The organism is Halomonas sp. BL6 (genome assembly GCF_006228115.1).
In the GTDB taxonomy this organism is placed as follows: domain Bacteria; phylum Pseudomonadota; class Gammaproteobacteria; order Pseudomonadales; family Halomonadaceae; genus Vreelandella; species Vreelandella piezotolerans.
The window spans coordinates 298,841-324,676 of the sequence record NZ_VDGL01000005.1; the positions used below are offsets into that span (position 1 = coordinate 298,841).

A 25,836-nucleotide genomic window follows, 5' to 3' on the forward strand; every position below is an offset into this window, starting at 1 on the left:
CCACATGTACCGTTATGATATTCACGACCAAACGCTGGTTGACGAGCGCGTAGCGCAATTCCGCGATCAGATGGAGCGCTACCAAGCCGGTCGTTTGGGAGAAGAAGAGTTTCGCCCGCTGCGGCTGCAAAACGGCCTGTACATTCAAAGGCATGCGCCGATGCTGCGTATTGCCATTCCCTACGGCATGCTGGCGGGTCATCAGCTGCGTGCTTTGGCCGAGATCACTCGCCGCTACGACCGCGGCTACGGCCACTTCACCACGCGACAAAACCTGCAGCTCAACTGGCCTGCACTGGAAGACGTGCCGGATATCTTGGCCGAGCTGGCCAAAGTGCAGATGCACGCCATCCAAACCAGCGGTAACTGTATTCGCAATACCACCAGCGATCAGTTTGCGGGGATTGCCAACGATGAAGTCGAAGACCCCCGCCCCTGGTGCGAGCTGATCCGCCAGTGGTCGACGCTGCACCCCGAGTTTGCTTACCTGCCGCGCAAATTCAAAATTGCCGTCAGCGGCGCCGCCCAAGATCGGGCAGCGATTCAGGTTCATGACATTGGCCTGCGCTTGTGGCGCAACGCTGACGGCGAGCTTCGCGTCAAAGTATTGGCGGGTGGCGGTTTAGGCCGCACGCCGATGATTGGCGACGTGGTGCGTGAGGACCTGCCCTGGCAGCACCTGCTGACCTATCTCGAAGCGTGCGTGCGGGTTTATAACCAGTTCGGTCGCCGTGACAACAAGTTCAAGGCGCGTATCAAAATATTGGTGAAGGCACTCGGTATCGAAGAGTTCCGCCGACGTGTCGACGAAGAGTGGGCGCATTTGAAAGATGGCCCCCAGACACTGAATCAAGCCGCCGTCGACGCGGCCAAAGCGCACTTCCCCGAGCCTGAGCGCCGCCCGGTGGCCGACAGCTCGGTGGAAGCGTTCGACCAACTGCGTCGTGACAATCGCAGCTTTGCGCGTTTCGTCACCAATAATGTGACCGACCACAAAGTGCCGGGGTATAAAGCGGTCACACTGTCGCTGAAGCGCCGCGAGCATGCTCCAGGTGACGTGACTGCCGACCAGATGGACGCCGTGGCCGACCTCGCCGACCGCTACAGCTTTGGCGAAGTGCGGGTGACTCACGAACAGAATTTGGTGCTATCCGACGTGCCAGTCGACGAGCTCGAAGCGCTTTGGAAAGAACTGGATGCCCTGGGAATGGCCAACCCCACTGTAGGCACGCTGAACGACATCATCTGCTGCCCTGGTGGCGACTACTGCAGTCTTGCCAATGCGGTCTCCATTCCCATTGCTCAGGCGTTACAAGAGCGCTTCGAAGATTTGGATTTCCTGTACGACCTGGGGCCCCTGGATCTCAACATCTCAGGCTGCATGAATGCCTGCGGACACCACCACGTTGGCCATATCGGCATTCTTGGCGTGGATAAAAAAGGCGAAGAGTATTACCAAGTCTCGATTGGCGGTAATTCAACGGATGACGCCTCACTGGGTAAAATTCTGGGCCCCTCTTTCTTCCGTGAGGACGTGCCGGGCGTGGTCGAGAAGGTGCTCGAAGTTTACGTAGCCGAACGTCACGAAGATGAGCGCTTTCTGGATACGTATCGCCGTATTGGCCTAAAACCCTTCAAGGAGCGTGTTTATGCCCAGCAATGATACCCAAGTCGAGGCAATGGAACAGACCCCGGTCCACGTCGATCACTTGATCGACAACGGCGAACTGGCCGCGGAAAATGCTTGGTGCGTCTCCTACGATGCGCAAACACTGCCCGAGCAGCGCCCTGCCTTCGTCCCCCTTGCGCTATGGCAGAACAACCAGGCTGATACAGAACTGGCACCGCTGCTAGCGAGCGACACAGAGCTCAACGCTGAGCTGGCTAGTGAACTAAAGGCAGCACCCGCCGTCGCCGTCGACTTCCCCGCTTTCACCGACGGGCGTGGGTACACCATTGCCCGCCTACTCAGAGAACGTTACGGGTTTACGGGAGAGATACGTGCGGTAGGTGACGTTCTGGTCGATCAGTTGGATTACATGCGTCGCTGCGGTTTTTCGACCATGGCATTACGAGATGATCAGCACCCAGAAGATGCTCTGCGCGCCCTCAATGCGTTTAGCGTCCGGTACCAGACCGACGTAGAAGTACGCCAGGCGCTCTTCGAAAAGCGTTTAGCCACTACCCACTAAAGACAAGCTGCATCGCTAACGCCGACAAGGGCATGCCTTTGTCGGCGTTTTTTGTTTAGCCGCGCCGTTTCTGCTGGCGCTCGCGATTATTGGCTTTAGCACGGTCGCTTTTGCGTAGCATGATCCAGGTAGCGCCGAGCCCGCCTTCAGAGGGCTGGGCAGACACGTAAGCCTGCACCTCATCGAACTGAGCGAGCCACTTGGCGATATAGGAGCGCAACACGTTGGCCGGGCTGTCCACCTCCCGTCCTCGCCCATGAACGACCATTACCGAGCGAAGGTCGTGGGCATAGGCCTCCTGAATAAAGGGAAAGAGCATGCGTCGACACTCTGCTAGCGGTCGGCGAAGCAGATGAAGCTGTGCTTGCACGCTATATCCGCCATGCTTCAATTTGTCGACCACCCCTTGTTGAATACCTTCACGGCGAAACTCGATAGGATCGAAAGGTGGCAGTAAATCGACGAAATCGTCCGAGAGAAAGTTACGCTCATCCAAACGCTCTTCGGCGCTTTCGCGTCTGGCCAACTGTGCTTCCGATGGCCGCTGACGTTGGGGACCTGTATCTGCACGATTGCGCTTTGGCAGTGGCTTCACATCACCCACTAACGCGCGGAAGTCCATTTCATCACGAAGTGACTGGCTCATAACAGGCTCCTCCGATAGGGTCTAGGCCTAGACAGCGTAATGTATCTTAGCAAAATCACCGACACTGCTTAAGACTTGTCTTATCACAGGCCGTTCTGCACCCTATACATCTACCTATCACCAAGGAAAGAGATATGAGCTGGGGAAAGCGATTAAGCGTCGGGTTGCTGGCTGGCGCGGTAGGCGTGACCGCTTGGCTCTGGCTGACCATGCTCAGCCCATGGTTCTATGAACGGCCTGATGAGCTGCCCACGATCGAACAGCGCACCCACCAAGTATTCGTTTACGGCACGCTACGTTATTGGCCGGTTCGTTGGATTGTCATGGGAGACTCAGGCTCGCCAGAGCCGGCACGCCTGGAAGGGTTCGAGCGTCATGGATTGGATCTCTCGCCGAGTGATCATAGCCATGTCGATGGTCTATTGTTGACCGTGTCACCACGCGCGCTCGAGCGCCTCGATCGTTATGAACGGCTCGGCATTCGCTATGAGCGCATAGAGCAGACACTGGCCGATGGCACCACAGCATGGGTTTATGTTCGGCTTCCGGAAGTCAGCCTGATGGATAGCGCTCCTGCCAATGGGATAGCTCTGTTACCATATGAGGCGTTGCCAGTGACCGCTCAACGCCTGGTCGCTCTGCCCACCAATTAGGATACGTCATGAGTGAAGCCAAGCCCTTTGTCTTGATTCTGTATTACTCCCGTTCAGGAGCTACGGCAGACATGGCCCGCCAACTAGCAGCGGGCGTCGAGAGCATTCCCGGTATAGAAGCGCGACTGCGCACGGTACCTTCGGTTTCCCCCACCTGTGAAGCCGTCGACCCAGAGATTCCCGCTGAAGGGGCAGTCTACGCCGACCTGAACGATTTACGCCACTGCAGCGCACTAGCGTTGGGTAGCCCTACGCGCTTTGGCAATATGGCCGCGCCACTCAAGTTTTTTCTCGACACCACTAGCAGTCTTTGGATGAACGGCGCGCTAATCGACAAGCCCGCCTGTGCGTTTACCTCGACGTCTAGCTTGCATGGCGGCCAAGAAAGCACGTTGCTGACCATGCTGGTGCCACTTTTGCATCACGGTATGGTCTATGCGGGCATCCCCTACAGCGAGACGGAATTACTGAGCACTCAGCATGGCGGCACGCCTTACGGGGCCAGCCATGTGGCTGGCACACGCAGTGACCGACCGGTTGACGAGCACGAACGAGCGTTGTGCCAAGCACAAGGAAGACGGCTCGCCAAACTCGCGTTAGCCTTACATAAAATGCGCCAGGAGACGTCGTCATCATGAGACAGTGGTTAGAGACGCTGGAAGATAAACACGGACTCGACACGTTGACGCGACAAGCACGACTGTTAGTGCTCGTCAGTTTTGGCGTGCTGCTTCTGCTGGTGATTTATCGTGGCTTCTTCGTACAGGGCGAAACGTTCAATTGGCGACCCGTGGTGGCGTTCATTTTGCCTTTGGTGCTGTTCTTGCCATCGATCATTGGTCAACGTGCCCGTGGGCACGCTTGGCTTGCCTTCGTCAGCTTGCTCTACTTCACCCAGGGTGTGATGTTGGCGACCTTGCCAGAACAGGGAATGAGAGGCGTATTAGAAGCGCTTGTATCGCTGGCGCTCTTTACGGGCTGCATGGGCTACGCGCGCTTTCGAAGCCGACAACTCCGTCTTAACGGTTAAACGATATCAATAAAACCATAGCCAGCCACTGACGCCTGCTGCGATCAGCAGCGCCCCAACGGCGTAGCAAGTTTGCCTGCGCGACGAGACGGGTTTTGCGTCGACGGGCGGGCTATGAAATCTTTTCACTCCCGTCAACATGGCGGGAATGAGCCGCTCGCCTTGTAGCGTGTGCCAAAGTAGCCCTGCGACATGCAAACCAATCAACACTAACAGTAGATCGCTATTGAGTGAGTGTAACTGAGCGAGCAGATCGCCCATGTTAGCGCCTAACACTCCGTAAAGCGGTGCCTGAAAGAAAATATCATCGCTCAAGAACAGCCCACTTAACGCTTGAAATCCAAGCGACACTAGCAACAGCACGACCATCCACCCGCCGAGCGGATTATGGCTGGCGTAGGGAGATGCGCGCCGTGCCATTAGCGCTTTGCTATAGCGTGCGGTAGTCCTAGGGCCATATACGAACGTACTAAAGCGAGCATAAGGGGTGCCCATCCAGCCCCAGATCAAGCGAAAAACGAGTAACCCAATGATCAAATAGCCCGCCTGAGCATGTACTTCCAGCGGAAATAGAAAGGGCTGACCCATTGTTTTAGTGGTGTAGAAAGAAATAATCACCGCTGCCAGCAGGGACCAATGAAACAAGCGAATGAACGCATCCCATACGGCTATGCGTGTCGTGCGGCTCTGCATCGCGCTATCCTCAATCTTCGTACGGGTATATTTTCGCATTTATGGCAATATTCTCATAGAAGGATTCCGCGAGCGCTCCAACGCTGTGTCACTGGGCCATCCTGAACGAACAACACTTGAGCTTTAGCGTTAGACCAGCGAACATGACCTCAATGTAATTTATCACCTCAGGGGAGCTTCACCGATGACACGTAACATTGCCGACGTCAGGCGTGACTACGAGGGCGGGCGTTTGGACGAAACGCACACCTCCGACGACCCATTCGTGACGTTCGATGAGTGGTTCAGTCTGGCCCTTGACAGCGAAGGTAAAGATGGCAATGCCATGACGCTCTCTACGGTCGACAGTCAGGGTCGTCCCCATGCACGCGTTGTGCTGCTGAAAGGGTTCGACGAGCGAGGCATGGTGTTTTTCACCAACTATCATAGCCATAAAGGTAGCGAGCTGAGCAATGTGCCCTATGCCGCTCTCACCTTTTGGTGGCCGTCTCTATCACGTCAAGTGCGGATAGAGGGCCCGGTGGAGCAAGTTTCCGCCGAAGAGTCGGATGAATACTTTGCCAGTCGCCCACGCGGTAGTCAGCTCGGTGCTTGGATTGCCACCCAAAGCGTGGTGATTCCTGACAGGAACTGGATCGAAGAGCGTCAAAAGCGCTTCGAACAAGCTTATGAAGGCCAGGATATTCCCCGCCCTATTCACTGGGGAGGCTATCGGGTAAACCCGGAAATGATCGAGTTTTGGCAGGGGCAGCCCAGCCGCTTGCACGACCGACTGCGCTACGAACGGCGCGACGGCGGTGAGTGGAGCCGCTTCCGTTTAGCGCCCTGATGCCCAGGCGCAAGACGTAACACTCAAACGGTCTGCGGGTGACAAGCCACAGACCGTTCATTGGAAGGGTCAATCCGGTTGACTCTCCAAACGATGGCGCTGCCACTCGCTGTCGGGTTCATTCAGTCGCAGTACGGCATCGATCACCTGCTCTTCCATATTGTAACGGCAACGAAAACCAAGATGTTTCATCAACGCTCGCATGGGGTGATTATCCACCATGATCTTACCGATCATTTCGAGCGTGCCTATACTGGTGCAGTAGTCGATCATTTTCTTCATCAGTAGACTGCCAATGCCCAGTCCCTGAAGATCATCCCGAATGATCACGGAGAACTCGGTGCGGATATTGTCAGGGTCGTTCCATACCCGAACCACCCCCAACATCTCCTTACTGCCATCATCGTGCTGATGCTCGGCGATGAATGCCATCTGACGGTCATAGTTGATATGCGACAAAATCGACAAGTCGCGCTGGGTAAGGTTCGACTTGTTATGGAAGTAGCGGAAACGGATGCTCTCCTCTGAGAGCTGCCGGTGAAAGGTGGTGATCAGTGGTGCATCCTCTGCGCGGATGGGTCGCACTTCTACCTGCCAGCCATTTTTCAACGTCACCCACTGACGAAGCTCTTCCGGGTACGGCATGATCGCAAAACGCGCGGGGTGCCCCAGATCCATGGCAAAATCCACTGCCAACATACCGTCGCGGTTCAACAGCAATGGATTGAGCTCCAGGCCACGTAAATCGGTCAAATCCGACGCCATTTGGGAAAGTTTGACTAGCAACTGACATAGATGCTGGATATCCCGCTCGGGGTCGGCGGAGTGCTCGCGGATCAAAGAGGCCGCATGGGTGCGCCCCACGACGTCGGAGGCGAGGCTCATATTGAGCGGGGGCAACGCCACCTGCCGGTCAGCCAACACGTTGACCTTATAGCCCCCGATACCAAACACGATCAGCGGCCCAAATACCGGGTCCCGGGTGATGCCTGCACAAATCTGCATCGAATGTTTGCCCCGCTGCATCGGCTGCAAACAGTATTCGCGAATGGCATGCTCGGGAAATTTCTCCTGCACTTTATCGCCTAATTGCCTCACCCCGTCGGCGACTTGTTCGGGCGTCTCTAAATCTTGCAGTAACCCAGCGGAAATCTTATGCGGATGCTTGCGGTAGCGATACGGCCGACAGTTTCCTTCGTGAACCACTTTCAGCGCCTTTGGTCCTGGAAAGCGTTCGGCGACCACCAAGGCTTCTTCTGGTGAGTTCACGTAGGCGCTGGGGGCAGTGGGTATACCATAAGCTTCCAATACTTGGGCGGTTTCAGAGTGAGCGAGAGTTTGGCGGCCCTGTTCTTTTGCTTGCTTGATCAGCGCACGACACTCGGCGCGAATCTCTGGGCTCGTGGAAAACGGCAGGCTGGGCGGTATTTCATGCAGCAACGCCTGAACGCGCTGATAATCCACCATATGCATAAAGGCCTTCACCGCTTTTTCAGGTGACGTATAGGTAGGAATACCCGCGAGGTTGCAGACATGTCGCGCATTGAGCGCCTCTTTCAAACCCATCCAACTCGTGAGTAAATTACGTTTGAAAGAGCGACGGTGATCGATGAGCGCTTGGGCCGTGACCTGGGAAGGCGCTAAACGTGTAGGTGCATGAACGACTAGGACGGCATCGACGTTCGGGTCAGCGGTGACGATTTGCAGCGCCTCAACAAACCGCTCCGGAGTCGCGTTTCCGCCCAAGTCCACCGGGTTTTCGCCGGGCTTGCTCATATCGACTTGACTTTTATGTAACGCCGCTTGGGTTTCGGGGCTGAATTCAGCCAGCTTGCCACCCGCGCTAATTAACTTATCGATGGCCAGCATGGCAGGCCCAAGTCCATTGGAGACGATTGCCAAGCGATCACCGCGTAGCGGTTTCATACGTGACAGCGTTTCTAGGGCATCGAGCATTTCATCCGAATCGTTGACACGCACCACGCCGGCACGTGCAAAGGCGGCATCGAACACGACATCGCGATTGGCAATGCCCGGCGTGGGCGGCATACCAGATATGTCCGACTGAGCGGTGCGACCACTTTTGATCGCCACCACGAGTCGGTTGCGTGAGGCATCCCGGACAGACGTCATAAAGTGCTGGGCATCCGTCACCCGCTCGAGATGTAGAAGAATCGCTTGCGCAGGCGAATACTGATTGACGTAGTCGATGAGATCCGGCAATAACACATCGACACTATCGCCAACGGTAATGAGGTGAGAGAAGCCCACATCTCGGCCCGCTGCCCAGTCGATCATCGCATTGGCCAGCATTCCTGATTGGCCTAGATATGCCACGCGCCCCGCCTTGATCGGCTGGCTGGCATACGAAGCATTGAGTTTTTTTCCCGGTACGATTAGCCCCATACACTCCGGGCCTAGAACGCGGATGCCGGATTCACGGGCAGCCTGCAGCATGCGCTGGCGTATCGACCCCTTGCTGCCCTCCTCACGGTCTAGGTACGCACCCCCGGAAAGCACCAAAGCCGCCTTCACACCGTACTTACCCAACTTTTTAATCAGTCTGGGAACGCCCTCAATGGGCGAACACACGACGGCGAGATCAGGAATGTCGGGCAGTTCCTCCACTGTACGTACGCAATCTACGCCAAACACCTTTTCATAACCTTTCAGGTTAACGGCCCAGAGCTTGCCTCTGAATTGGCCATCTTGCAGGTTGCCCAACACCAAACCACCCAAAGATTCTGGCTTTTCAGAGGCACCGAACACCGCCACCGAGCGAGGTTCGAAAAAATGATGCAGAAAGCGTGTGCTCACGATGCGTCTCCCTCTGACATGAATGACTAATGTGTACGACTTATTGACACTGTCGCGCAAGCCCTCGAGGCGATTAAGGTGATGCTAACGTTACCGGAGCGCTCGAATGATCACTGCCTACCTTACCCACCCCGACTGCGTATTGCATCATATGGGGCCAGAGCACCCTGAAAGTCCCTTGCGGCTAGAGGCGATTCGGGCGCGCCTGTCACTTTCTGGACTGTTACAGCAAACCATGCAGGGTGATGCCAAAGAGGCGAGTGACGAGGCGTTAGCCAGAGTTCATCCTTTGCGCCACCTTCATGCCTTGGAGAAATGCCTGCCTAGCGAAGGAATCGTGACGCTGGATAGCGACACCATGATGAACCCGGATAGCTTGAAAGCAGCGCGTGTAGCCGCAGGTGCCGTCATTCGGGGCGTGGATCAGGTGTTCAAACGGCAAGCGGATAACGTCTTTTGCGCCGTGCGCCCCCCCGGCCACCATGCCGAAGCAGCCGATGCCATGGGCTTCTGCTTTTACAACAACATTGCCGTGGGGGCCGCTCATGCAAAAGCAACCTATGGTGCTCGACGGATCGCCATTCTCGATTTCGATGTTCACCAGTGCAACGGCACCATCGACATTTTTAAGAACGATCCAGACGTGCTCATTTGCACCAGCTTTCAATACCCGTTTTATCCTTGGCGTTACTTGCGCAGCGAATGGCAAAACGTGGTGAATACCCCGCTGGAAGTCGGTACCGGCAGTGAAGAGTATCGACGGGTCATCGAACGTCATTGGCTCCCCGCACTGCATGCCTTCAAACCCGACCTGGTAATGTTATCGGCAGGGTTCGATGCTCATAAAGAGGACCCAATGGGCGATATTTGCTTAGAAGATGAAGACTTCTATTGGGTAACGCACCTGGCCATGGAAATTGCGGCGCTTTATGCCGACAATCGCGTCGTGTCCGTACTAGAGGGAGGTTACAACCCAACCTCCCTTGCCAGCAGCGCCGAGGCGCATATCAAAGCGCTTTTGGGACTCCCCTTCACCGATGCTCCCTAGTGGCGCCCTGAGCGCAAGAGCTGTGGTACCATGCGGCGTTCATGTTGCCCTCTACCTCACGTGACCGTTATGACCGCCACTTCTGAAGAGCACGCAGCGCTGCGCATCGCGTCAGGGCGAAAGCCGTTCGTCGAACCACTACGGTTGGGCGAACGGCTCAAACAGATTCGACTAGCTAATCAATGGACGCTGGAGGACGTGAGCCAGCGCACCGGTATTGCTCGTTCTACGCTTTCTAAAATCGAGAACGACCAAGTCTCGCCAACGTTCAGCGTAGTACAGAAGCTAATGAGCGGTCTCGATATCGATCTACCGCAGCTTTTTACGCCTCCCAAGCGCGAGCGCTACACCATGGGACGTCGCGATCTGACGCGTAAAGGAAAAGGCCAACTGCACCCTACCCCAACTTACGAACATGAACTGCTGGGCCATCAGCTCGCGCAAAAGCGCATGATCCCATTTAAAACGATCGTTCGAGCACGCAGCTTTGACGAATATCATCAGTGGGTACGGCACGATGGCGAAGAGTTTTTGATGGTACTGCACGGCGACATCATGCTTTATACGGAATTCTATGCTCCGTTAGTGCTAGCGGAAGGAGACAGTATCTACTTTGACAGTGACATGGGCCACGCCCTAGTCTCTACCAGCCAAGAAGATGCGGTCGTGCTATCAGTATGCACCCGCGGCGATCTGGTATAACCCTGTTCAGTCGGCTATAGACAGTTCGTTGGCTTAGGTAACCCAGCAATACGAGCCAAACGTTTTGGCGGGCTGCCGGGGAATAAACGCATCAAATAGACCGAGCGCCCTTTTTCCTCGCCTAGGGCTTGCTTGGTGGCTTTGACCAATGGGCGCATCGCCGGCGCCATTTCGTAGCGCGTATAAAAATCCCGAACCACACGAATGAGCTCCCAATGCTCCTCCGTCAGTGCTAGCCCTTCATCCGCAGCTAATAACGCGGCAACGCTATGGTCCCAGTCGCTTTGCTTAACTAAATAGCCCTCAGGGTCTATTTTAACTTTTTGGGTTGCATCGAGATAACGGTATAAACTTGTATCGTTCATTAGTCAGTACCACGATAAAATCTTCGTATGCTGCTCGGTCAACGCAACAAACCCTCTCATATCCAGCCATCGATCTTGAGGAACGGGGGAAGCTGGATATACACCCCGAGATATTGCGTCTTCCTCCAATATGAACACGTGGATATCATTTTCCAGGTGCCAGCCCCGCCAATTAACGTGCAGTAACGCTTGAACGGCATCTTCGATGAGCAAAATACTATCGCCGTCGGCAACGGTGAGGAGCATCTGTTCTGCGGGCTCGCTATGCGTGGGCTTGTTCAAAATATGTAACATGGCGCTGCCCTTTCAAAAATTCATCACTTGAGAGTGGCGATGTAACAACTCGGGCAACCCCTCGTCGGCCACTACAGTCGCCCCCTCTACTAGCTGGTCGACTTGCAAGTGCAGCGCATCCAGCGCGCTTTGTGCCACTAACAGTTGATCGATGTCGTACATCTCCAGCATATCGATGGTCGGTAGCGTCGCCTTCTGCCCTGGCGCACCCGTTTTTTGCTCTTTTAGCAGGGCCAGTACACCCTGCCCAAGAAACAGTAGACTGACCGTTTGGCCAAACGCGGCCGCTACCAAAGCCACGTCCAGCCCCTCTCGCAGGGCATTGGAGCTATACGGCGCATGACGAATGATCACCAGCCGCTCTTGTTCATGACTCATCGTACTGCTCCCTACGCAAAAGTGATCACACGATCGCAACGCTGTTGAAGGGCGAGCAATTGCCCCAGGCCGGTCAATTCGAACGGCGCTTGTAGGTTGAAGTGCGTTTGGCCATGGCGCTTGGCCTCGGTCTCGCTCATTATCCCCCGGCGCAGCGCGGCAGCAATGCATACTTCCAGTGCAACGCCATGCTCGTGGTGCAACGCAATCCACGCATCACGCATGTTGAGTTCGTCTTGTGGCGGAGTCATTAACTGTGAAGCGTTATGAACTCCCTCTTGATAGAAGAAAATTCCCGCCACTCGGTGACCTGTATCAATGAGCGCCTTGGCAAAGCGAAGTGCCGAGTGCGGTGCTGCACTGGCGTAAGGCGCGCCCATGACCAATAAGCCGTACTCCATTGTATCGTCTCTTACTGAACCCGTGAAAAAAACAGACCCTACCTAGTAGGGTCTGTTGTCTGTTGGGGATGCCGCGTCAAGTGACAGCCTGCATGCTAACGATCAGTCGTTGCTCATGATACCCAGAATAGAGAGCAGGCTGACGAACAGATTGTAGATAGAGACGTAGAGCGTCACCGTGGCGAGGATGTAGTTCGTTTCACCAGCGCGGTGCACGATTTCACTCGTTTGATAGAGGATCGCGGCAGACGCAAATAGCACGAAACCTGCAGACACCATTAGCGACAGCGCGGGGATGTTGAAGAAGATACCCGCCACCATGGCGAGGATCAGCACGATGGCACCCGCCATCAGGAAATTACTCAAGAAGCTGAAGTCTTTTTTGGTCGTCAGCGCCACAGCAGACAGGCCAATGAACGTCAGGCCGGTCATGGCCAGAGCGTTCATGATCAACGCGCCACCGTTAGGCAGCGTCAAATAGGCAGAAATAATCGGCCCTAGGGTAAACCCCATGAAGCCCGTAAACGCAAAGGTTGCCAGCAGACCTGCCGCGGAGTTGGCGGTCTTGTGGACCAAGAACATCAAGCCATAAGCCCCAATGAAGAACACGAAAATGTTCATCTGCTGGATACCCATGGCCACAGAAGCGCCCGCCGTGACAGCCGAAAACAGCAGTGTCATCGCCAAAAGAGCGTAAGTGTTGCGTAACACCTTGTTGGCACTAGCGCCGCTCACCACACTCTGGGGTTGCGTTCTCGCCGTGTTCGAATCGTTAAAAGCCATGTATCTATGCTCCCTAGTGGTCATACTATCAACGGACAAGGATGCCGTTAGCTAGTTCCAGACGCAAGTCTTAGTCTTCCACGCTAAACATCCGCGTTTGTGTCTCTCCTTTCGATTGGGTTGACTATGCTTTAACTCCTACACCCACTTGGACAGATCCATGCGCCATAAAATTCCTACTTCATTTACTTGCTTCGGCCTTTTGACACTCGCGTCGCTGTCGTTCGCCACGACGGCTAATGCGTATACGCCCAGTGGAGAGGACGTTAGCTACGATGTAAACGGCGAACGTTTCGAAGGCTATTTCATCTCAGGGGGCGACAACGCCAAGGGGAGCGTCATCATCGTCCACGATTGGGACGGTATAGATGATTACGAACGACAGCGCGCCGATATGCTTGCAGAGCAAGGATACGATGCGTTTGCCGTCGACCTATTTGGGGCAGGCAATCGTCCCCAGGCCACTGAAGACAAGCAGGCAGCCACACAAGCCCTTTATCAAGACCGCGAACGCATGCGAACGCTGACACTAGCAGGGCTCGATCAAGCACGAGCATCAGGCGCCGCCACACAGGCGGTCATCATGGGGTATTGCTTTGGTGGTGCAGTCGCCCTAGAGATCGCTCGCTCGGGCGAAGCCAACGATATTGCTGCTTACACGAGTTTCCATGGCGGACTAGACACACCCGATGGGCAAGCCTATTCAAGTGACACGCCGCCGATTTTCATTGCTCATGGCGGTGCTGATGAGGCAGTGAGCCTAGACGATGTGGCAACTCTAGCGGAGGAACTGGAAGCCGCGGGAGTGACGTATGAAGTCGGCATCTATTCGGGTGCACCGCACGCGTTCAGTGTCTTCGGCAGCGATCGTTACCACCCACGTGCCGATGAGCAGTCCTGGGCAACGTTCAATCAGTGGCTAGAGGAGATGCTGTAGACACACGGTAGAAGGTCACCGAATAAAAAAGGGTAGCTGATGCTACCCTTGTTCGATGCCCGAAGGCTCGGCTTGTATGCCATGAAATGCTTACAGCAGCGGCGGCTCGTGATCGTCGCCATCTTCTTCTTTTTGCGGTGTGACGACCGTCGACGTGACTTGGCGAGCATCTTGAGCGTTATAAAGACGCGCATCGATAATACTCAGCACGCTTAACTGTGCTAACAACACCGCAAAACAAACGATTAAGCCTTTTAACATGGTCGTGGCCCTTTGCCAGACGAAACGCTCGTCTGAATGATGAGAATAGTAGCGCAGGGCCAATAGAAAGCAACGCGGCGCTCAAAATAAATGGCGCGTCTACTAGGCGAATTCTTCGGTGTCGATATCCGCCTGCTGTGCTTCGTTGTAGCGCGCGCCAGCGACGTCGTTGGGACGCATCATTTCGTTGAGCAGCGCAAGGTCTGGCTCGCTCAACACCAGCTGTTCAGCTCGTAGATTTTCCCGCATATGGGTGACAGAGCGTGTTCCGGGAATCGGCACGACATGCCTTCCCTGCGCTTTTACCCACGCCAACGCCAACTGGGCGGGAGTGATCTCCAAGCGGATTGCCACGGCCGTGAACTGCGCCAGCAGCGTGAGGTTATGGTGACGATTATCGCCATTGAAACGCGGCATTCCGGCGCGCATGTCGCCTTCGGCAAAGACGGTATCGGCATCGATGGCGCCGGAGAGAAACCCTCGACCCAAAGGGCTAAACGCCACCAGCGCCGTCCCTAGGATTTGGCACGTCTGGCTCAAGGCGATCTCGGGATTACGCGTCCATAGCGAGTATTCGGACTGCACCGCCGCAATGGGATACTCGGCGTGCGCCTTACGCAGCGTGTCGGCCGAAATTTCTGAAAGACCGACGGCCCTGATTTTACCCTCCTCGACCAGCCGCCCCAGTGCGCCCACACTCTCCTCGATGGGCACTTGGCGATCCATACGATGAAGGTAATAAAGATCCAGATGATCGGTTTGCAAGCGCGCCAGGCTCTCTTCACATTGGCGGCGCAGCGTCTCGGGCCGCCCGTCGATCACTCTTTTGCCGCTCTCTGGGTTCATGGCCATGCCGCACTTGCTAGCCAAGAAGAATCCTTGCCGTTTGGACGCGAGCGCCTTACCCAGCAAGCGCTCGTTAGCCGTCGCACCATATAGCGTGGCCGTATCAAAATGGCGATATCCCATTTCGAAGGCCTCGTTAAGTGCTCGTATGCCCGCTTGCTCGGGCACGTGTTGCCCATAGCCATGGGATAAATTCATACAGCCAAGCCCAATACGCGGCGAGGCCACTTCTTTCAAACGATCATAAAACGCTGACATACCACTCCTCACTCAATAGGCAGACCATCAATAGAAAGATCACGACGCTATCGTCTGCCTGGACTGCAAGATTGCACAAACAGGCACCTGTGTCCCCAGCCAATCCGGCAAGCGGTGTTCGAGATAATATCGCGGCCGCCAAGGGGCGCCCTCGATGAAACCAACATGGCCGCCACTGGCCCAGAGTTCCAGCGTCACACACTCTGGTATCATATCGGCCTCGGGTACGCTGTGCGGGTAAATGAAGGGATCGTCTTGGGCGTGCACGATCAGCGTCGGCACTTGAATGGCTGATACGAAGAAGGCGCTACTGCAGCGTCGGTAATACTCCTCAGCGCTGGCAAAGCCGTGCAAAGGGGCCGTGACGCGACCGTCGAAATCCCAAAACGTTTCCATTCCGTCCAACGTTTCCAGAGACGTCAAACGCTCAAGCTCTTGCTCTCGGCCCTGCGTACGGAAAGCTCTCTGTTTGGATTCCACATAATGACGCAAACCGCGTAGAAATCGCGCCTGGTAAACCCTCGAGAAGCCATGGCGAATTCGTTCGGCACAGTGGTCCAGCCGAAACGGTACCGATACCGCCACGGCGGCTCGGAGCATGCTTTGGCTGCCTGTCTCACCGAGATATTTCAACAGCACGTTGCCGCCTAGGGAGTAGCCCACGGCCACGAGCGGCTTATTCGGATAGCGTGCGGCTAACTGCGTGACGATATCGGCAAGGTCTTCGCTGGCACCGGAATGATAACCACGGGCTCGATGATTGGGTTCGCCGGAGCAGCCGCGCCAATTGACCGCCACACTTTGCCAACCCTGCTGGGCCAGCGCCTGCTGCTGGCCTAGAATGTACAGCGATGACGAGCTCCCGGTGAGGCCATGGAGTAGAATAGCGCAGCGCGTCGCTTCCCCTCGTGGCCCGTACCAGTCCAGATCGATGAAATCGCCGTCCTCCAGTGTGATACGCTCTCGATGACGCTGGAGCCGAGGCGTGGCTCGAAAAAGAGGGCTATACAGCGTTTGCAGATGCCCGCCGGGTAGCCAACGCGTTGGACGAAAAGTGAAAGGGGAAGAGCGCATGCCATGAGTACCCGCCGAGAAAATCGTCGATCAGCTTAGCAAATTTTCGATAAAAAACGGCGGTTGAGCGCTCTTCTCAGTTCTAATCGTCGACATCGACTTTACGTAAATCATCGACGGCCACCCCGCTTGGCAACTCCTCTGGTGATGCAGGCAGCCAAACCGGTGATAGATCACTATCTTCACGACCGTCTTTATGGGTATGGCCAGGAATGCGATACACCACCTGCTCATGTCGATGATCCCACGCGTAAATCCTTTCCATATGCGCTCCTTGTGACTTTGAAACTTTTCGATAGGGTCATGCACGCAACGATAGACCCGTAACGCCCGAGAGGATTCCCTGTGCTTTGCTATAGTCAGGCTTCCTCTCTCCTAGGAGACACCTATGCTTGCTCTGCAACGGCTTCGTAAAACCTTCAGCACGCCTCAGGGCAAACTCCAGGTACTGGGTGGGGTCGACCTCCATCTAGCCCGCGGCGAAAGCCTCGCGCTGATGGGCGAGTCCGGTAGTGGCAAGTCCACCCTGCTCCATCTTGCCGCTGGCCTGGATACACCCGATAGCGGTCAAGTCGTTATCGATGGCCAGTCACTCTCCGAGCTCAATGAAACCCAGTGTGCCCTTCTCCGCCGTCAGCAGTTAGGGCTGGTGTTTCAGCAATTTCACCTCGTGCCGAGCCTGAACGTAGCCGACAACCTAAGCTTGCAGGCAAGGCTAGCAAACAAAGAAGATCCTGGATGGAGCCGTCATTTAATAGAGCGGTTAGGGCTTGCCGGGCGTGAAGCGCACTACCCCGAACAGCTTTCCGGGGGCCAGCAGCAGCGGCTTGCCATTGGGCGAGCGCTCGCCGTGCGCCCGTCGCTACTGCTGGCCGATGAGCCCACCGGCAATTTAGACGAGCAAACGGCAGGGCGCGTGCTGGAGCTGCTGCTTGAACTGGTCAAGGAGACCCGCTGCGCGATGTTGATGGTGACGCACAGCGGCCGCGTTGCTGCGCCACTGGACCGCTCCCTGCGTTTACATCGGGGCCAACTTCAGGACGCTGTCGCATGATGGGACACGTACTGAGGACACTGCTCAGCCACTATAAGCGCCACCCGACGCAGTTGGCGATGCTACTAATAGGTTTATGGGTCGCCAGCGCGCTATGGAGCAGCGTGCAGGCGATTAACACCACTGCAAAAGAGAGCTATGCCCGCGCTAGCGCACTGTTCACTGCAAGCAGCGATCAGCTCGACCGCTTGGACGGCGCACCGCTGAGTATGGACGACTACCTAGCGCTACGCCGGGCGGGACTGCCTGTTTCACCGCTGCTCGAAGCCACGATCCTCCACCAGGGCACCACCCTAACGCTACTGGGTATCGACCCCTTCACGCTCCCCTCCGGTGACGGCACTAGCTCGCTCACAGCGTTCATGACACCTCCTTGGCAGACACAGCTCGCAGCGGACTCCCTACCCTCCATTGGGCTGAACCGCGCGGACGCGCCAGGCGCAACCCCCCTCCTTGGCGGATACCACTTACCGCCCTTAACGCTGCGTAATGATCTCCCTCCCGGCACACTGGTCATGGACATTGGCGCGCTATCTGCGCTGCTTGGCGAGCGGGCAACGCTTAGCTTGGTCGCCGAACCAGACGCCATTAGGCAACCCCCTAGCGGCTACCGAATGACCCGGGCGGCCAGCGTGGCCTCACCGGGCCAGTTGACCGATAGCTTCCATCTCAACCTGACGGCACTGGCTTTTCTTTCCCTGATCGTTGGACTATTTATCGTCCAAGCCACGCTTGGCTTGGCCATGGAGCAGCGGCTGGCGACGATGCGCACGCTACGGGCACTGGGAGTACCGGCCGCTACACTTACTGCCGCCATATTGTTGGAACTTTTAGTGTTAGGTGGCATTGGTGCCGCCGCCGGATTGGTCAGCGGGCTGTGGCTGGCAGGTAAACTCCTGCCTGATGTCGCTAGTACGCTAAACACACTCTATAGCACCGAGGTGCAGAGCGCCTTGAGCCTGCCTTGGCATTACTGGCTTGGAAGCCTCGCCATCACACTGGGTGGCTTGTTGCTTGCCGGTAGCGGTACGCTATGGCGTGCCGCCACGCTCAATGTGCTTGCCTTGGGCCATGACCACGCTTGGCGAAGCAGCTATCAGCGCCAGCTACGCCGCCTCACCATTGCGGGGGGCGCTGCAGCACTCACGACACTGGGGGTGGCACTCTGGTTGAGCAGACTTCCTAGCGGCAGCGGCTTACTGCTGAGTTTTGGACTCGTCGCGGCTCTGCTACTGACCTGTGCGCTCTGCTTACCGCCGCTTCTTGACATCTTACTACGCTGCTTGCAGCGCATCTTTCGCCGCGCCGCCCTGCTGCAATGGTCCGTGGCCGATATGCAGCGGCAGCTTCCTCGACTATCGCTGGCCATGATGGCACTTCTCATCGCCCTGGCTACGAATTTAGGGGTGAGCAGTATGGTCGGCGGCTTTCGGCTGACCTTTTTAGAGTGGCTGGACCAGCGTCTCACGGCTCCCCTATACATTAACGCCGCTCCCTCGACCCTAGCGCCCCTCAACATGTGGCTTCACGAACAAGCGAGCGTGTTGGACACTCTTCCCACCGCCAGAGGCACGGCGGAGGTACTCGACGTGAGCACGGCGTCCGCGCATCAAGCCCCTCCAGCAGGCGCTGTTTCGCTCTTCGGGATCCATCCCATACCCAGACTGACCGACTACTGGCCCCTGCTAGCCACCGAGCGAGGCATCTCTGTAGCTTGGCAAGCACTGCGCGAAGACGACGTATTCATCAACGAGCAAATGGCGTTTACCTATGGCTTTGTCCCCGGGGACACTCTGACACTCGCCACTCGACAGGGCAGCCAGGAAGCGACCATCGCTGCGATCTACCCTGATTATGGCAACCCGCAGTCGCAGATCGTCATGACCGTCGACGCGCTAACCCAACGCTTTGCGGGTGAGCTGGCTACCGTGGGGGTGGCTCTGCGAACCGACGCAGACGAAGCGCGGTTTCGTCGCGACCTCATGGATACGTTCGGCCTGTCAGGTGAGGCGCTGGTGGACCAGCAGGAGATCAAGCGAACGGCGAGGCAAATTTTCGAGCGCACCTTTACTATTACCCGCGCGCTCAATGCACTTACCCTCGGCGTGGCCGCCTTGGCACTGCTGGCCACACTGCTGGCCCAGGCGCATCAGCGCCAGCGTCATCTCGCCGCGCTATGGGCGCTGGGAGTGCCACGCAGGACGTTGGTGGTGCTACCGTTGATGCAGTTAGGCGGACTCTCGCTTCTCACCGGGCTATTAGCCCTACCGCTGGGCATTGCGATCACTTGGCTGTTGGTGGCCGTCATCAACGTCGCGGCGTTTGGCTGGCGATTACCGCTCCAACTGTTTCCCAGCGACATCATGACGATGTTGTTGACGGCGGTCGGAGTGGCACTGCTTGCGGCCATCCTTCCCTGCTGGAAACTCTGGCGCAGCGCGCCTAGCACGTTGCTCAACGAAGGAGTCACATGAACAAACGCACCCAGCGAGCGTTGCTGACCGCGTGGATGATCGGCATGGCCACCCTGCTGGTGGGCTGCAGTGAGCCAAGTGACATGTCGTCCCCCCAAGCCGGCTTTGCCGGACTGGGAGCGGAGGCAGAAGGTTACGCCCAGGCTAGCGCCGAGACGCCGCTCGTTTTCCCCGACGACCACGGTCCCCATCCCGACTACCGTATCGAGTGGTGGTATCTTACTGCCAATTTGGAGGATAGCGTCGGCCAGCCGCTAGGCCTTCAATGGACGCTCTTTCGCCAAGCACTGATGCCCCCCGATGAGCGTCCAGCGCCTATTGAGTGGGCCAGTGACCAAGTCTGGATGGCTCACATGGGATTATCTAAAGGGGGCACGCATTTGGCGGCGGAACGCTTTGCTCGCAGCCACAGTGAACAGTCCCAGGGTCAGGCGGGCGTCACGGCGTCGCCGTTTCAAGCTTGGATAGACGATTGGCGCTTTCAAAGTCCCGCCTCCGCGAACTTCGAGCACTTCACCCTTAGCGCCTACAGCGGTGAGGGCAATGAGCGCTTTGGCTACGCGCTAACGCTGTCGGCAAAAGGCCCGCTGGTGTGGCACGGCGACAACGGATTCAATGCCAAAACCGTGCAAGGCCAGGGGTCGCATTACTACAGCCAGCCCTATCTACAGATCGAAGGAAGCGTCACACTCAATGGCGAACAAACGAGCGTGACCGGCAGGGGCTGGCTGGACCGCGAGTGGAGTAGCCAACTACTCACCGCGGAGCAGACCGGTTGGGATTGGTTTTCCCTGCACTTGAACGATGGGCGCAAGCTAATGGCCTATCGGCTACGGGGCGGCGGAGAGAACGGCGGCGACTACTCGTTTGCCCATCTGTTCGACGCGAATGGCCACACCGAGCAGATAGGCTCCCAGGAGATTACCCTGGCCCCGCTTACGACCGAGCGCGTCGCGCAGCGCGATATACCGACGACCTGGCAATTGGAAATGCCCAACGCCGGGTTGGATCTCACGATCGAGGCCCGCCATCCCAATCGCTGGATGCCGACCACCGTGCCCTATTGGGAAGGGGATGTGACGGTGCGAGACACCATCACGCAAGAGGCGCTAGGAGTCGGCTATCTAGAAATGACCGGCTACGCAACGAGCAAATGAGCCGTATTCACTCGCGCTCGCCCGCGATGGGCTGCCAGCCTTGGGGTGAGTAGCGCTCCAGGCCATTTTCGCCCAATCGCGTTAGCCACAGCCAGCGGTGGTGAATCAACTCGGCAACGACCGGCTGGCGCTCGATGATGGCCTCGATACGCGCCTTGGGCGCATCCACGACCACCGTAAGACGCAGCGGTTCGTGGTGCAGCGTATCGCCATCGCGCAGCGACTGCTCTGGCAAACCGATACGTAGCTGGGGGGAGTTCCCTTCGATCACGCCCACGTGACCGCCCACCACCGAATGCAATAGCTTGTTGCCCCCACCGTACAGGTCGGGTACCACGGTCGACGCGTAGTACTGCAGATTGATCCAACTAGCGACCAGCATTGGCGCCATCATCAATCCTTCCAGTACGCTGCCTTCCGGGTCTTGCTCGGGGTAGTACTCGTGCAGAAAAGCGCGGCCATCCAACGCTTTACCTTGGGTGCGCGCCCTGGGCGCGAGAATCAACGCGGCGTTATTGACCAGACCCCACTCCGGGCGCGGCTGCGACCAGTCGGCGCCGCGCATGGCCATACTCTCCAAGCGCTCGGTGGCACCCTGTTTCTCGACGCCCAGAGCGGGAGCACGCTCCAAGCGGGTGGCCGCACCGGCGCGCTGGGCAGCAGTTTCGAAAGCCCTCAGTGCGCTTTCCAACGTCTCGGGCATCTGCTCGTCGTGATAGACGTGCACCCGGTCGGTCAGCGTACAGTGCGTCGCCGCTAGCGCGAAAAATGGCGAAGGCAGCACGATACCCATCTGTGGCAACGCCTGCTGAACCTCCGTGTCATTCAGTAGCGCAGCGGCGACCCGGGCATTCATGCCGCCACCCTGGCCGCCACAGGCACCGCAGGTCAGCCCGGCGTGGTGGGGGTTGTTGTCACTTTGTGAATCGTGCCCCACCAGTACCAACAGCGAAGCGCTTGGGTGCCCCAAGAGCGTGAGCAGGTTTTTCGCCAGAGCCACCTTGTCATGGCCTGCAATCGGTTCGCCGTCGTAGGTATGAAACAACCCTTCGGGCGCCTCGCACTGCGGCACCGGTGCCTGCTTGCGCAGACTGTCTTTGATCAGCTTCCAGCCCCAGGCAATCCCGGTGGTCTCGACGAGCGTGAACGTCGAGAGCGGCGCGTATTTGGCATGGCGTACGCTTTGACGCTGGCTCTCTTGCTGATAGCGCTGAATGCCTTGTGCATGAGGATCAGGCGTGCCGATGCGGTAGGCGGGCTTCAGCAGCCCCGGCACGCGGGGTTGAGCCCGCTCGGGGCCGGTGTCCGCATCGGCGACCGGCATGCCGAAAAACCCGGCTACCCCAAGCGTGCCCACCGAGGCGTCGGCGTTCTCCAAGTGGCGACGAAAGCGCTCCGAACGTACGTCGATACAAAACGCAGCTTGCACCTTGGGTACGTGGGGCAGCGGCTCACTCGGTGCCGCCAGCACCGATGCAAGCGCGCGCTGATACCCCAGCTCATAGGCGTGCTGCCAGCACCACAGCGCCTCGTGTAGGTCAAGCGTGCTCTGCCCGGTTTGCCACTGGGAAAACCATTCTCTTCGCTGAACGGTGGTGAGCTGATCGACTCCGAGCCACTCCCAAACCAGCGCCATGGCCGCCAGCTGGTGTATTCCAGCACTCGGCTGTTGATCAGCCGAGTGCCACCCAATCCCCTGACACCAGGAAGCCCAGCCGTTGACTCTCAATAGCAGCGTATGGGTCAACGCCTCGAAGGCCTCTGGCGTCAGCGCCCAATCCGCTGCGACCTGCTCGACCGCGGCCATGGGCTCATCGGGCAGCGTCCGTAGCGACTGGCGAAGCGTTTTAGGCCAGCGTAAATCGTGCTGTACCGTATGTTTCCAGAAGGGATACAGCGACTCCCCAGTAGGATTTGACCAGCGCTGCTGATGCTGGTCGAAGTAGCTGGCGCAGCTTTCTGCAAGCGCATTGAACCCATCGTGCCCTTTCAGCACCTCCCAGGCGCTGCGCAGCGGCGTGGCTGCTTTCGGCGGAGATGCCAAGTAGCCGACTAGGCTCTGTTCACTGTAAGCATAGCCGCCCTGACGCAGCGCTTGCTGCACATCCTGAGATGTGATGCGCCCCGCCTCCCATGCATGGCGATAAAACTCGGCGGGCATGGTCATTGGCTGCCCAGCACGGCGGCTCAACGCTTGGCTCACCTGCTCGATGGGCTGATGTTTGAGCCCCCACCAAGGGTTGACCGCAATCCACTGATCCAGAGGCCATACCGGGGCAATGGCGTCGGTGGCACGCTTCAAAGCATCGAGGTACGACGACGTCATGACCACTCTCCTTTCAAACCGTGGGCCAGCGGTGCAGGACGTGACCAATCATGAATGGGAGCAATGGCATCGACGGCGCGCTGGAACGGCAGCGCCAAGTAGAGGCCTTGGCTAAAGTGAACCCGCCAGCGCGCCACACAAGCCGCCTGCGGAAAGAGCGTGACCGCTCCGGCGGCCAGCACCAAACTCGCCAGCATCAGCGTGCCCAGCAAGCCCGCCATCAGCGTCAAGGGGGCATACGCACTGGGTAGCGCAGGCGCGAGCATGCTGTGAAGCAAGGCATACAGTGGCACCAGCCCCAGCGCCATGACGAATAGCGCTAAACGCTTGCGCTTTGCCGTGCCCACGGGCATGCCCAATAGCGTGCTACCCACGGCCAAGCTCAGCAGTGCCCCGAGTAGCGGGTTGTGGCTTACCAGCGTGGGGAACACGGCCAATACCACTGCGGCAAGCGCAGCCGCAGGCAGCGCAAGGGCCAGTCGCTGACGGATCGGGGCCAGCGGCAAGCGCTCACAGCGAGCCGCACGGGCGGTACGGCCAGACGCCAAGAACGAGTGAGCTTTGTAGAGCGAGTGCGCCAGCAGATGCGCCAACGCCAGGGTGTAGGCACCGACGCCGATTTCGAACAGCATGAAGCCCATCTGCGCACAGGTCGACCAGGCCAGCGCGTGCTTGACAGACGTTTGGGTCAGCATCGTCATGACGGCCACCAGAGCCGTGAAACCACCCACGGCGATGAGCAGATAGTGCCCCAGCGTCAAGCCATCGAAGACTGGAAATAGACGTAGCCACACGAAGCCCCCCAAGTTGATCACCCCTGCATGCAGCAGCGCCGACACGGGCGTGGGTGCTTCCATGACTTTGATTAGCCAGCCGTGCATGGGCACCTGGGCACACTTACACAGTGCCGCCACCGCCAGGGCAACGGAGGCCGCCTCTACCTGCCAGCCACCTGAGCCAGCGGCAGCCGCGGCAAACAGTTCGGGCAGTTCGAACGTGCCAAAACGCGCATAGAGCAGCGCTACCGCTGCGATCAGCGCAATATCGCCGATACGGCTGACGACGAATTTCTGCCAGGCCGCCCGCTGCGCCTCCACACGCTCGGGATAGAGTGTCAAGAGATGGTGCAAGGCAACACTGACGCCGACCCAGGCAATCAACATCACGACCAAGTGATGGGTAAACACCAACAGCATCACGCTGGCGAGGACGACCAGACACCACGGCAAAAAGCGACGCTCTCCCCGGTCACCTTTCAAGTAGCCCTCGGCAAAGCGCAGTAATACGGTACCCAGCAGGCTGATGAGCAGCGCCATCCACACCGCCAAACCGTCGGGGTACAATCCTAAAGGCTGGGCGGTTTCGGGCAGGCCGGTCGGTAACCCCCAGGCATCCATCAAAAGCAGCGCGCCCACGGCAAGGCTCGCTACCAGCGCACTTAGGGTCAGTAGACGGCCCGCTTTCCATGCACGGCCTAGCGATTTGGAGGTGCCAGCTCGGGCGCTCGCGCCTGCCACTACCAGTAGCGATACCGGAATCAGTAGCCATAACGCGAGCAGTGCCAGCACCGCGAAGTCGATGAATTGAGGCATAGCCGTTCTCCCTTGGTCGTATCCCAAAGACTATGCCGCCCTCGTCACCATATAAAAAATAGTTTATATCTGATAAAACGTTCGCTAAAAAAGAACGAAAAGACCCACCTTGCTGAGATCTCCTGCCATGAAGCTCAACTACCACCATCTTTACTACTTTTGGCAAGTGGCAAAATTAGGCCATCTCACCCGCACGGCCGAGGCGCTGCATGTCTCTCAGTCGTCCCTCTCGCAGCAGATTCGTCAGTTAGAGGAGCGCTTGGGCCAAGCGCTGTTCATTCGAGAGGGGCGCCAGCTGCATCTTTCCGAAGCCGGCAGGCTCGCCTTCGATTACGCCGAGGCCATTTTTACCCAGGGAGAAGAGCTCAGCGCGCTGTTCGCCGAGGGTGGCCACGCCCACCGCGAGGTCGTTCGCGTGGGGGCGGTCGCCACGCTGTCGCGTAACTTTCAGGAGGGGTTCGTAAGGCCGCTTCTAGGTCGAGACGATTTGGATTTGATTTTGCAAAGCGGTGGGCTCGACGACCTGCTCAGACGGCTTTCTGCCCATAAGCTCGACGTGGTGCTCTCGAACCAGCCCGTTCGCGGCGATAGCGAACACCCCTGGCACTCTCAGCGACTGGCGCGCCAGCCTGTGAGCCTGATCGCCACGCCTCATCTTTCCCCCCCGCCCATATTTCCTAGCGCGCTAAACGGGCATGCTTTCATCTTACCCGGCGTGGAAAACGCTACGCGCCACGCGTTCGATCAGCTTTGCGGCCATCATCGTCTCACGCCCAAAATCGCCGCCGAGGTGGACGACATGGCCATGATGCGTCTGCTGGCGCGGGATACCCAGCACATCGCCGTCATGCCACCGGTCGTCGTGCGTGACGAGCTCAATAACGGAACGCTCAAAGATTACGGCGCGCTCCCCGGCGTCTGGGAAGAGTTCTACGCCATTACCATCCAGCGCCGGTTCGAGTCGCCTAGCTTGAAAGCGCTGTTAACACGCACGGGGGAATCGCTGCTGGATTGAGCCAGAAGTGA

The 25,836-nt window shown here is 57.6% G+C and carries 27 protein-coding genes; 13 read left to right on the plus strand and 14 right to left on the minus strand.

Annotated elements, in window-relative coordinates:
* Window positions 1-4: 4 nt before the first annotated feature.
* Window positions 5-1,663: a nitrite/sulfite reductase gene (locus FHJ80_RS12630; protein WP_139527616.1), complete on the plus strand. Its 1,659-nt coding sequence runs from the start codon at window positions 5-7 to the stop codon at window positions 1,661-1,663.
* Window positions 1,650-2,192 (plus strand): DUF934 domain-containing protein, encoded by a 543-nt coding sequence (locus FHJ80_RS12635; protein WP_139527618.1) that lies wholly within the window; start codon window positions 1,650-1,652, stop codon window positions 2,190-2,192. Before FHJ80_RS12630 ends, FHJ80_RS12635 begins: the two co-directional genes overlap by 14 nt.
* A gap of 55 nt (window positions 2,193-2,247) precedes the next feature.
* Here FHJ80_RS12635 and smrA read toward each other — a convergent pair whose 3' ends face one another.
* On the minus strand, window positions 2,248-2,838 hold the full coding sequence (gene smrA, locus FHJ80_RS12640) for a DNA endonuclease SmrA (RefSeq protein WP_139527620.1): 591 nt from the start codon (window positions 2,836-2,838) through the stop codon (window positions 2,248-2,250).
* Window positions 2,839-2,972: 134 nt separating this feature from the next.
* On the opposite strand from smrA, the gene FHJ80_RS12645 reads away from it, so the two are divergent.
* From FHJ80_RS12645 to FHJ80_RS12655, 3 genes are read left to right on the plus strand one after another with little or no spacing between them, the layout of a single operon-like run.
* Complete coding sequence (locus FHJ80_RS12645; RefSeq protein ID WP_139527622.1) at window positions 2,973-3,491, plus strand: gamma-glutamylcyclotransferase family protein; 519 nt, start codon at window positions 2,973-2,975, stop codon at window positions 3,489-3,491.
* 8 nt (window positions 3,492-3,499) lie between these two features.
* A complete protein-coding gene (wrbA, locus tag FHJ80_RS12650; RefSeq protein WP_139527624.1) occupies window positions 3,500-4,129 on the plus strand; it encodes an NAD(P)H:quinone oxidoreductase in 630 nt (209 codons plus the stop codon).
* Window positions 4,126-4,521 carry a DUF2069 domain-containing protein gene (locus FHJ80_RS12655; RefSeq protein ID WP_139527626.1) on the plus strand — a complete coding sequence of 132 codons (396 nt, stop codon included), beginning with the start codon at window positions 4,126-4,128 and terminating at the stop codon, window positions 4,519-4,521. The genes wrbA and FHJ80_RS12655 overlap by 4 nt, the downstream gene beginning before the upstream one ends.
* A gap of 6 nt (window positions 4,522-4,527) precedes the next feature.
* On the opposite strand, the gene FHJ80_RS12660 is transcribed toward FHJ80_RS12655, so the two are convergent.
* Entirely contained in the window at window positions 4,528-5,214 is a 687-nt protein-coding gene (locus FHJ80_RS12660; protein ID WP_139527628.1) for a cytochrome b/b6 domain-containing protein, read from the minus strand.
* A 184-nt stretch (window positions 5,215-5,398) separates the two neighbouring features.
* Between FHJ80_RS12660 and pdxH the strand changes: the two genes are divergently transcribed.
* A complete protein-coding gene (gene pdxH / locus FHJ80_RS12665; protein WP_139527629.1) occupies window positions 5,399-6,043 on the plus strand; it encodes a pyridoxamine 5'-phosphate oxidase in 645 nt (214 codons plus the stop codon).
* 69 nt (window positions 6,044-6,112) lie between these two features.
* Here pdxH and FHJ80_RS12670 read toward each other — a convergent pair whose 3' ends face one another.
* Window positions 6,113-8,860: a bifunctional acetate--CoA ligase family protein/GNAT family N-acetyltransferase gene (locus tag FHJ80_RS12670; RefSeq protein ID WP_139527631.1), complete on the minus strand. Its 2,748-nt coding sequence runs from the start codon at window positions 8,858-8,860 to the stop codon at window positions 6,113-6,115.
* A 106-nt stretch (window positions 8,861-8,966) separates the two neighbouring features.
* Here FHJ80_RS12670 and FHJ80_RS12675 point away from each other — a divergent pair, with 106 nt between their 5' ends.
* Both FHJ80_RS12675 and FHJ80_RS12680 read left to right on the plus strand, forming a co-directional pair.
* Window positions 8,967-9,908, plus strand: coding sequence for a histone deacetylase family protein (locus FHJ80_RS12675; protein WP_139527633.1), 942 nt, complete (start codon window positions 8,967-8,969; stop codon window positions 9,906-9,908).
* Window positions 9,909-9,977: 69 nt separating this feature from the next.
* Complete coding sequence (locus tag FHJ80_RS12680; protein ID WP_139527634.1) at window positions 9,978-10,610, plus strand: helix-turn-helix domain-containing protein; 633 nt, start codon at window positions 9,978-9,980, stop codon at window positions 10,608-10,610.
* A 14-nt stretch (window positions 10,611-10,624) separates the two neighbouring features.
* Here FHJ80_RS12680 and FHJ80_RS12685 read toward each other — a convergent pair whose 3' ends face one another.
* The 5 genes from FHJ80_RS12685 to FHJ80_RS12705 form a co-directional block, all read right to left on the minus strand.
* Complete coding sequence (locus FHJ80_RS12685) at window positions 10,625-10,975, minus strand: TusE/DsrC/DsvC family sulfur relay protein (protein WP_139527636.1); 351 nt, start codon at window positions 10,973-10,975, stop codon at window positions 10,625-10,627.
* 3 nt (window positions 10,976-10,978) lie between these two features.
* On the minus strand, window positions 10,979-11,269 hold the full coding sequence (gene tusB, locus FHJ80_RS12690; protein ID WP_139527638.1) for a sulfurtransferase complex subunit TusB: 291 nt from the start codon (window positions 11,267-11,269) through the stop codon (window positions 10,979-10,981).
* A gap of 12 nt (window positions 11,270-11,281) precedes the next feature.
* The gene (gene tusC, locus FHJ80_RS12695) at window positions 11,282-11,647 is read right to left on the minus strand and encodes a sulfurtransferase complex subunit TusC (protein WP_139527640.1); all 366 of its coding nucleotides are present in this window, start codon (window positions 11,645-11,647) and stop codon (window positions 11,282-11,284) included.
* A gap of 11 nt (window positions 11,648-11,658) precedes the next feature.
* Window positions 11,659-12,048: a sulfurtransferase complex subunit TusD gene (gene tusD / locus FHJ80_RS12700; RefSeq protein ID WP_139527643.1), complete on the minus strand. Its 390-nt coding sequence runs from the start codon at window positions 12,046-12,048 to the stop codon at window positions 11,659-11,661.
* Window positions 12,049-12,150: 102 nt separating this feature from the next.
* Window positions 12,151-12,831: a Bax inhibitor-1/YccA family protein gene (locus FHJ80_RS12705; protein WP_139527645.1), complete on the minus strand. Its 681-nt coding sequence runs from the start codon at window positions 12,829-12,831 to the stop codon at window positions 12,151-12,153.
* A gap of 160 nt (window positions 12,832-12,991) precedes the next feature.
* Between FHJ80_RS12705 and FHJ80_RS12710 the strand changes: the two genes are divergently transcribed.
* The gene (locus FHJ80_RS12710) at window positions 12,992-13,768 is read left to right on the plus strand and encodes a dienelactone hydrolase family protein (RefSeq protein ID WP_139527647.1); all 777 of its coding nucleotides are present in this window, start codon (window positions 12,992-12,994) and stop codon (window positions 13,766-13,768) included.
* A 90-nt stretch (window positions 13,769-13,858) separates the two neighbouring features.
* Here FHJ80_RS12710 and FHJ80_RS17325 read toward each other — a convergent pair whose 3' ends face one another.
* From FHJ80_RS17325 to FHJ80_RS12725, 4 genes are all read right to left on the minus strand, one after another.
* Window positions 13,859-14,029 carry a hypothetical protein gene (locus FHJ80_RS17325; RefSeq protein ID WP_168444447.1) on the minus strand — a complete coding sequence of 57 codons (171 nt, stop codon included), beginning with the start codon at window positions 14,027-14,029 and terminating at the stop codon, window positions 13,859-13,861.
* A 102-nt stretch (window positions 14,030-14,131) separates the two neighbouring features.
* Window positions 14,132-15,133 (minus strand): aldo/keto reductase, encoded by a 1,002-nt coding sequence (locus FHJ80_RS12715; RefSeq protein WP_139527648.1) that lies wholly within the window; start codon window positions 15,131-15,133, stop codon window positions 14,132-14,134.
* Between the two features lie 39 nt (window positions 15,134-15,172).
* Complete coding sequence (locus FHJ80_RS12720; RefSeq protein WP_139527650.1) at window positions 15,173-16,207, minus strand: hydrolase; 1,035 nt, start codon at window positions 16,205-16,207, stop codon at window positions 15,173-15,175.
* Between the two features lie 82 nt (window positions 16,208-16,289).
* Window positions 16,290-16,472 (minus strand): hypothetical protein, encoded by a 183-nt coding sequence (locus FHJ80_RS12725; RefSeq protein WP_139527652.1) that lies wholly within the window; start codon window positions 16,470-16,472, stop codon window positions 16,290-16,292.
* Between the two features lie 123 nt (window positions 16,473-16,595).
* Here FHJ80_RS12725 and FHJ80_RS12730 point away from each other — a divergent pair, with 123 nt between their 5' ends.
* The 3 genes from FHJ80_RS12730 to FHJ80_RS12740 are packed head-to-tail and all read left to right on the plus strand — an operon-like array spanning window position 16,596 to window position 20,892.
* Window positions 16,596-17,261 (plus strand): ABC transporter ATP-binding protein, encoded by a 666-nt coding sequence (locus tag FHJ80_RS12730; protein ID WP_139527653.1) that lies wholly within the window; start codon window positions 16,596-16,598, stop codon window positions 17,259-17,261.
* Window positions 17,258-19,735: an FtsX-like permease family protein gene (locus tag FHJ80_RS12735; protein WP_176558243.1), complete on the plus strand. Its 2,478-nt coding sequence runs from the start codon at window positions 17,258-17,260 to the stop codon at window positions 19,733-19,735. Before FHJ80_RS12730 ends, FHJ80_RS12735 begins: the two co-directional genes overlap by 4 nt.
* The gene (locus FHJ80_RS12740; RefSeq protein WP_139527655.1) at window positions 19,732-20,892 is read left to right on the plus strand and encodes a lipocalin-like domain-containing protein; all 1,161 of its coding nucleotides are present in this window, start codon (window positions 19,732-19,734) and stop codon (window positions 20,890-20,892) included. Before FHJ80_RS12735 ends, FHJ80_RS12740 begins: the two co-directional genes overlap by 4 nt.
* Before the next feature lie 7 nt (window positions 20,893-20,899).
* Here the strand turns inward: FHJ80_RS12740 and FHJ80_RS12745 are convergent, their stop codons facing one another.
* The gene (locus tag FHJ80_RS12745) at window positions 20,900-23,218 is read right to left on the minus strand and encodes a putative inorganic carbon transporter subunit DabA (protein ID WP_139527657.1); all 2,319 of its coding nucleotides are present in this window, start codon (window positions 23,216-23,218) and stop codon (window positions 20,900-20,902) included.
* Window positions 23,215-24,810: an NADH-quinone oxidoreductase subunit L gene (locus tag FHJ80_RS12750; RefSeq protein ID WP_139527658.1), complete on the minus strand. Its 1,596-nt coding sequence runs from the start codon at window positions 24,808-24,810 to the stop codon at window positions 23,215-23,217. Before FHJ80_RS12750 ends, FHJ80_RS12745 begins: the two co-directional genes overlap by 4 nt.
* 109 nt (window positions 24,811-24,919) lie before the next feature.
* Here FHJ80_RS12750 and FHJ80_RS12755 point away from each other — a divergent pair, with 109 nt between their 5' ends.
* Entirely contained in the window at window positions 24,920-25,825 is a 906-nt protein-coding gene (locus tag FHJ80_RS12755) for a LysR family transcriptional regulator (RefSeq protein ID WP_239295764.1), read from the plus strand.
* Window positions 25,826-25,836: the final 11 nt, after the last annotated feature.

Excerpts from the sequence above, each read along its gene's own strand:
- FHJ80_RS12630 (WP_139527616.1), top strand. The coding sequence starts at position 5 with ATGTACCGTTATGATATTCACGACCAAACGCTGGTTGACGAGCGCGTA.
- FHJ80_RS12635 (WP_139527618.1), top strand. The coding sequence starts at position 1,650 with ATGCCCAGCAATGATACCCAAGTCGAGGCAATGGAACAGACCCCGGTC.
- smrA (WP_139527620.1), bottom strand. The coding sequence starts at position 2,838 with ATGAGCCAGTCACTTCGTGATGAAATGGACTTCCGCGCGTTAGTGGGT.
- FHJ80_RS12645 (WP_139527622.1), top strand. The coding sequence starts at position 2,973 with ATGAGCTGGGGAAAGCGATTAAGCGTCGGGTTGCTGGCTGGCGCGGTA.
- wrbA (WP_139527624.1), top strand. The coding sequence starts at position 3,500 with ATGAGTGAAGCCAAGCCCTTTGTCTTGATTCTGTATTACTCCCGTTCA.
- FHJ80_RS12655 (WP_139527626.1), top strand. The coding sequence starts at position 4,126 with ATGAGACAGTGGTTAGAGACGCTGGAAGATAAACACGGACTCGACACG.
- FHJ80_RS12660 (WP_139527628.1), bottom strand. The coding sequence starts at position 5,214 with ATGCAGAGCCGCACGACACGCATAGCCGTATGGGATGCGTTCATTCGC.
- pdxH (WP_139527629.1), top strand. The coding sequence starts at position 5,399 with ATGACACGTAACATTGCCGACGTCAGGCGTGACTACGAGGGCGGGCGT.
- FHJ80_RS12675 (WP_139527633.1), top strand. The coding sequence starts at position 8,967 with ATGATCACTGCCTACCTTACCCACCCCGACTGCGTATTGCATCATATG.
- FHJ80_RS12680 (WP_139527634.1), top strand. The coding sequence starts at position 9,978 with ATGACCGCCACTTCTGAAGAGCACGCAGCGCTGCGCATCGCGTCAGGG.
- FHJ80_RS12685 (WP_139527636.1), bottom strand. The coding sequence starts at position 10,975 with ATGAACGATACAAGTTTATACCGTTATCTCGATGCAACCCAAAAAGTT.
- tusB (WP_139527638.1), bottom strand. The coding sequence starts at position 11,269 with ATGTTACATATTTTGAACAAGCCCACGCATAGCGAGCCCGCAGAACAG.
- tusC (WP_139527640.1), bottom strand. The coding sequence starts at position 11,647 with ATGAGTCATGAACAAGAGCGGCTGGTGATCATTCGTCATGCGCCGTAT.
- tusD (WP_139527643.1), bottom strand. The coding sequence starts at position 12,048 with ATGGAGTACGGCTTATTGGTCATGGGCGCGCCTTACGCCAGTGCAGCA.
- FHJ80_RS12705 (WP_139527645.1), bottom strand. The coding sequence starts at position 12,831 with ATGGCTTTTAACGATTCGAACACGGCGAGAACGCAACCCCAGAGTGTG.
- FHJ80_RS12710 (WP_139527647.1), top strand. The coding sequence starts at position 12,992 with ATGCGCCATAAAATTCCTACTTCATTTACTTGCTTCGGCCTTTTGACA.
- FHJ80_RS17325 (WP_168444447.1), bottom strand. The coding sequence starts at position 14,029 with ATGTTAAAAGGCTTAATCGTTTGTTTTGCGGTGTTGTTAGCACAGTTA.
- FHJ80_RS12715 (WP_139527648.1), bottom strand. The coding sequence starts at position 15,133 with ATGTCAGCGTTTTATGATCGTTTGAAAGAAGTGGCCTCGCCGCGTATT.
- FHJ80_RS12720 (WP_139527650.1), bottom strand. The coding sequence starts at position 16,207 with ATGCGCTCTTCCCCTTTCACTTTTCGTCCAACGCGTTGGCTACCCGGC.
- FHJ80_RS12725 (WP_139527652.1), bottom strand. The coding sequence starts at position 16,472 with ATGGAAAGGATTTACGCGTGGGATCATCGACATGAGCAGGTGGTGTAT.
- FHJ80_RS12730 (WP_139527653.1), top strand. The coding sequence starts at position 16,596 with ATGCTTGCTCTGCAACGGCTTCGTAAAACCTTCAGCACGCCTCAGGGC.
- FHJ80_RS12735 (WP_176558243.1), top strand. The coding sequence starts at position 17,258 with ATGATGGGACACGTACTGAGGACACTGCTCAGCCACTATAAGCGCCAC.
- FHJ80_RS12740 (WP_139527655.1), top strand. The coding sequence starts at position 19,732 with ATGAACAAACGCACCCAGCGAGCGTTGCTGACCGCGTGGATGATCGGC.
- FHJ80_RS12745 (WP_139527657.1), bottom strand. The coding sequence starts at position 23,218 with ATGACGTCGTCGTACCTCGATGCTTTGAAGCGTGCCACCGACGCCATT.
- FHJ80_RS12750 (WP_139527658.1), bottom strand. The coding sequence starts at position 24,810 with ATGCCTCAATTCATCGACTTCGCGGTGCTGGCACTGCTCGCGTTATGG.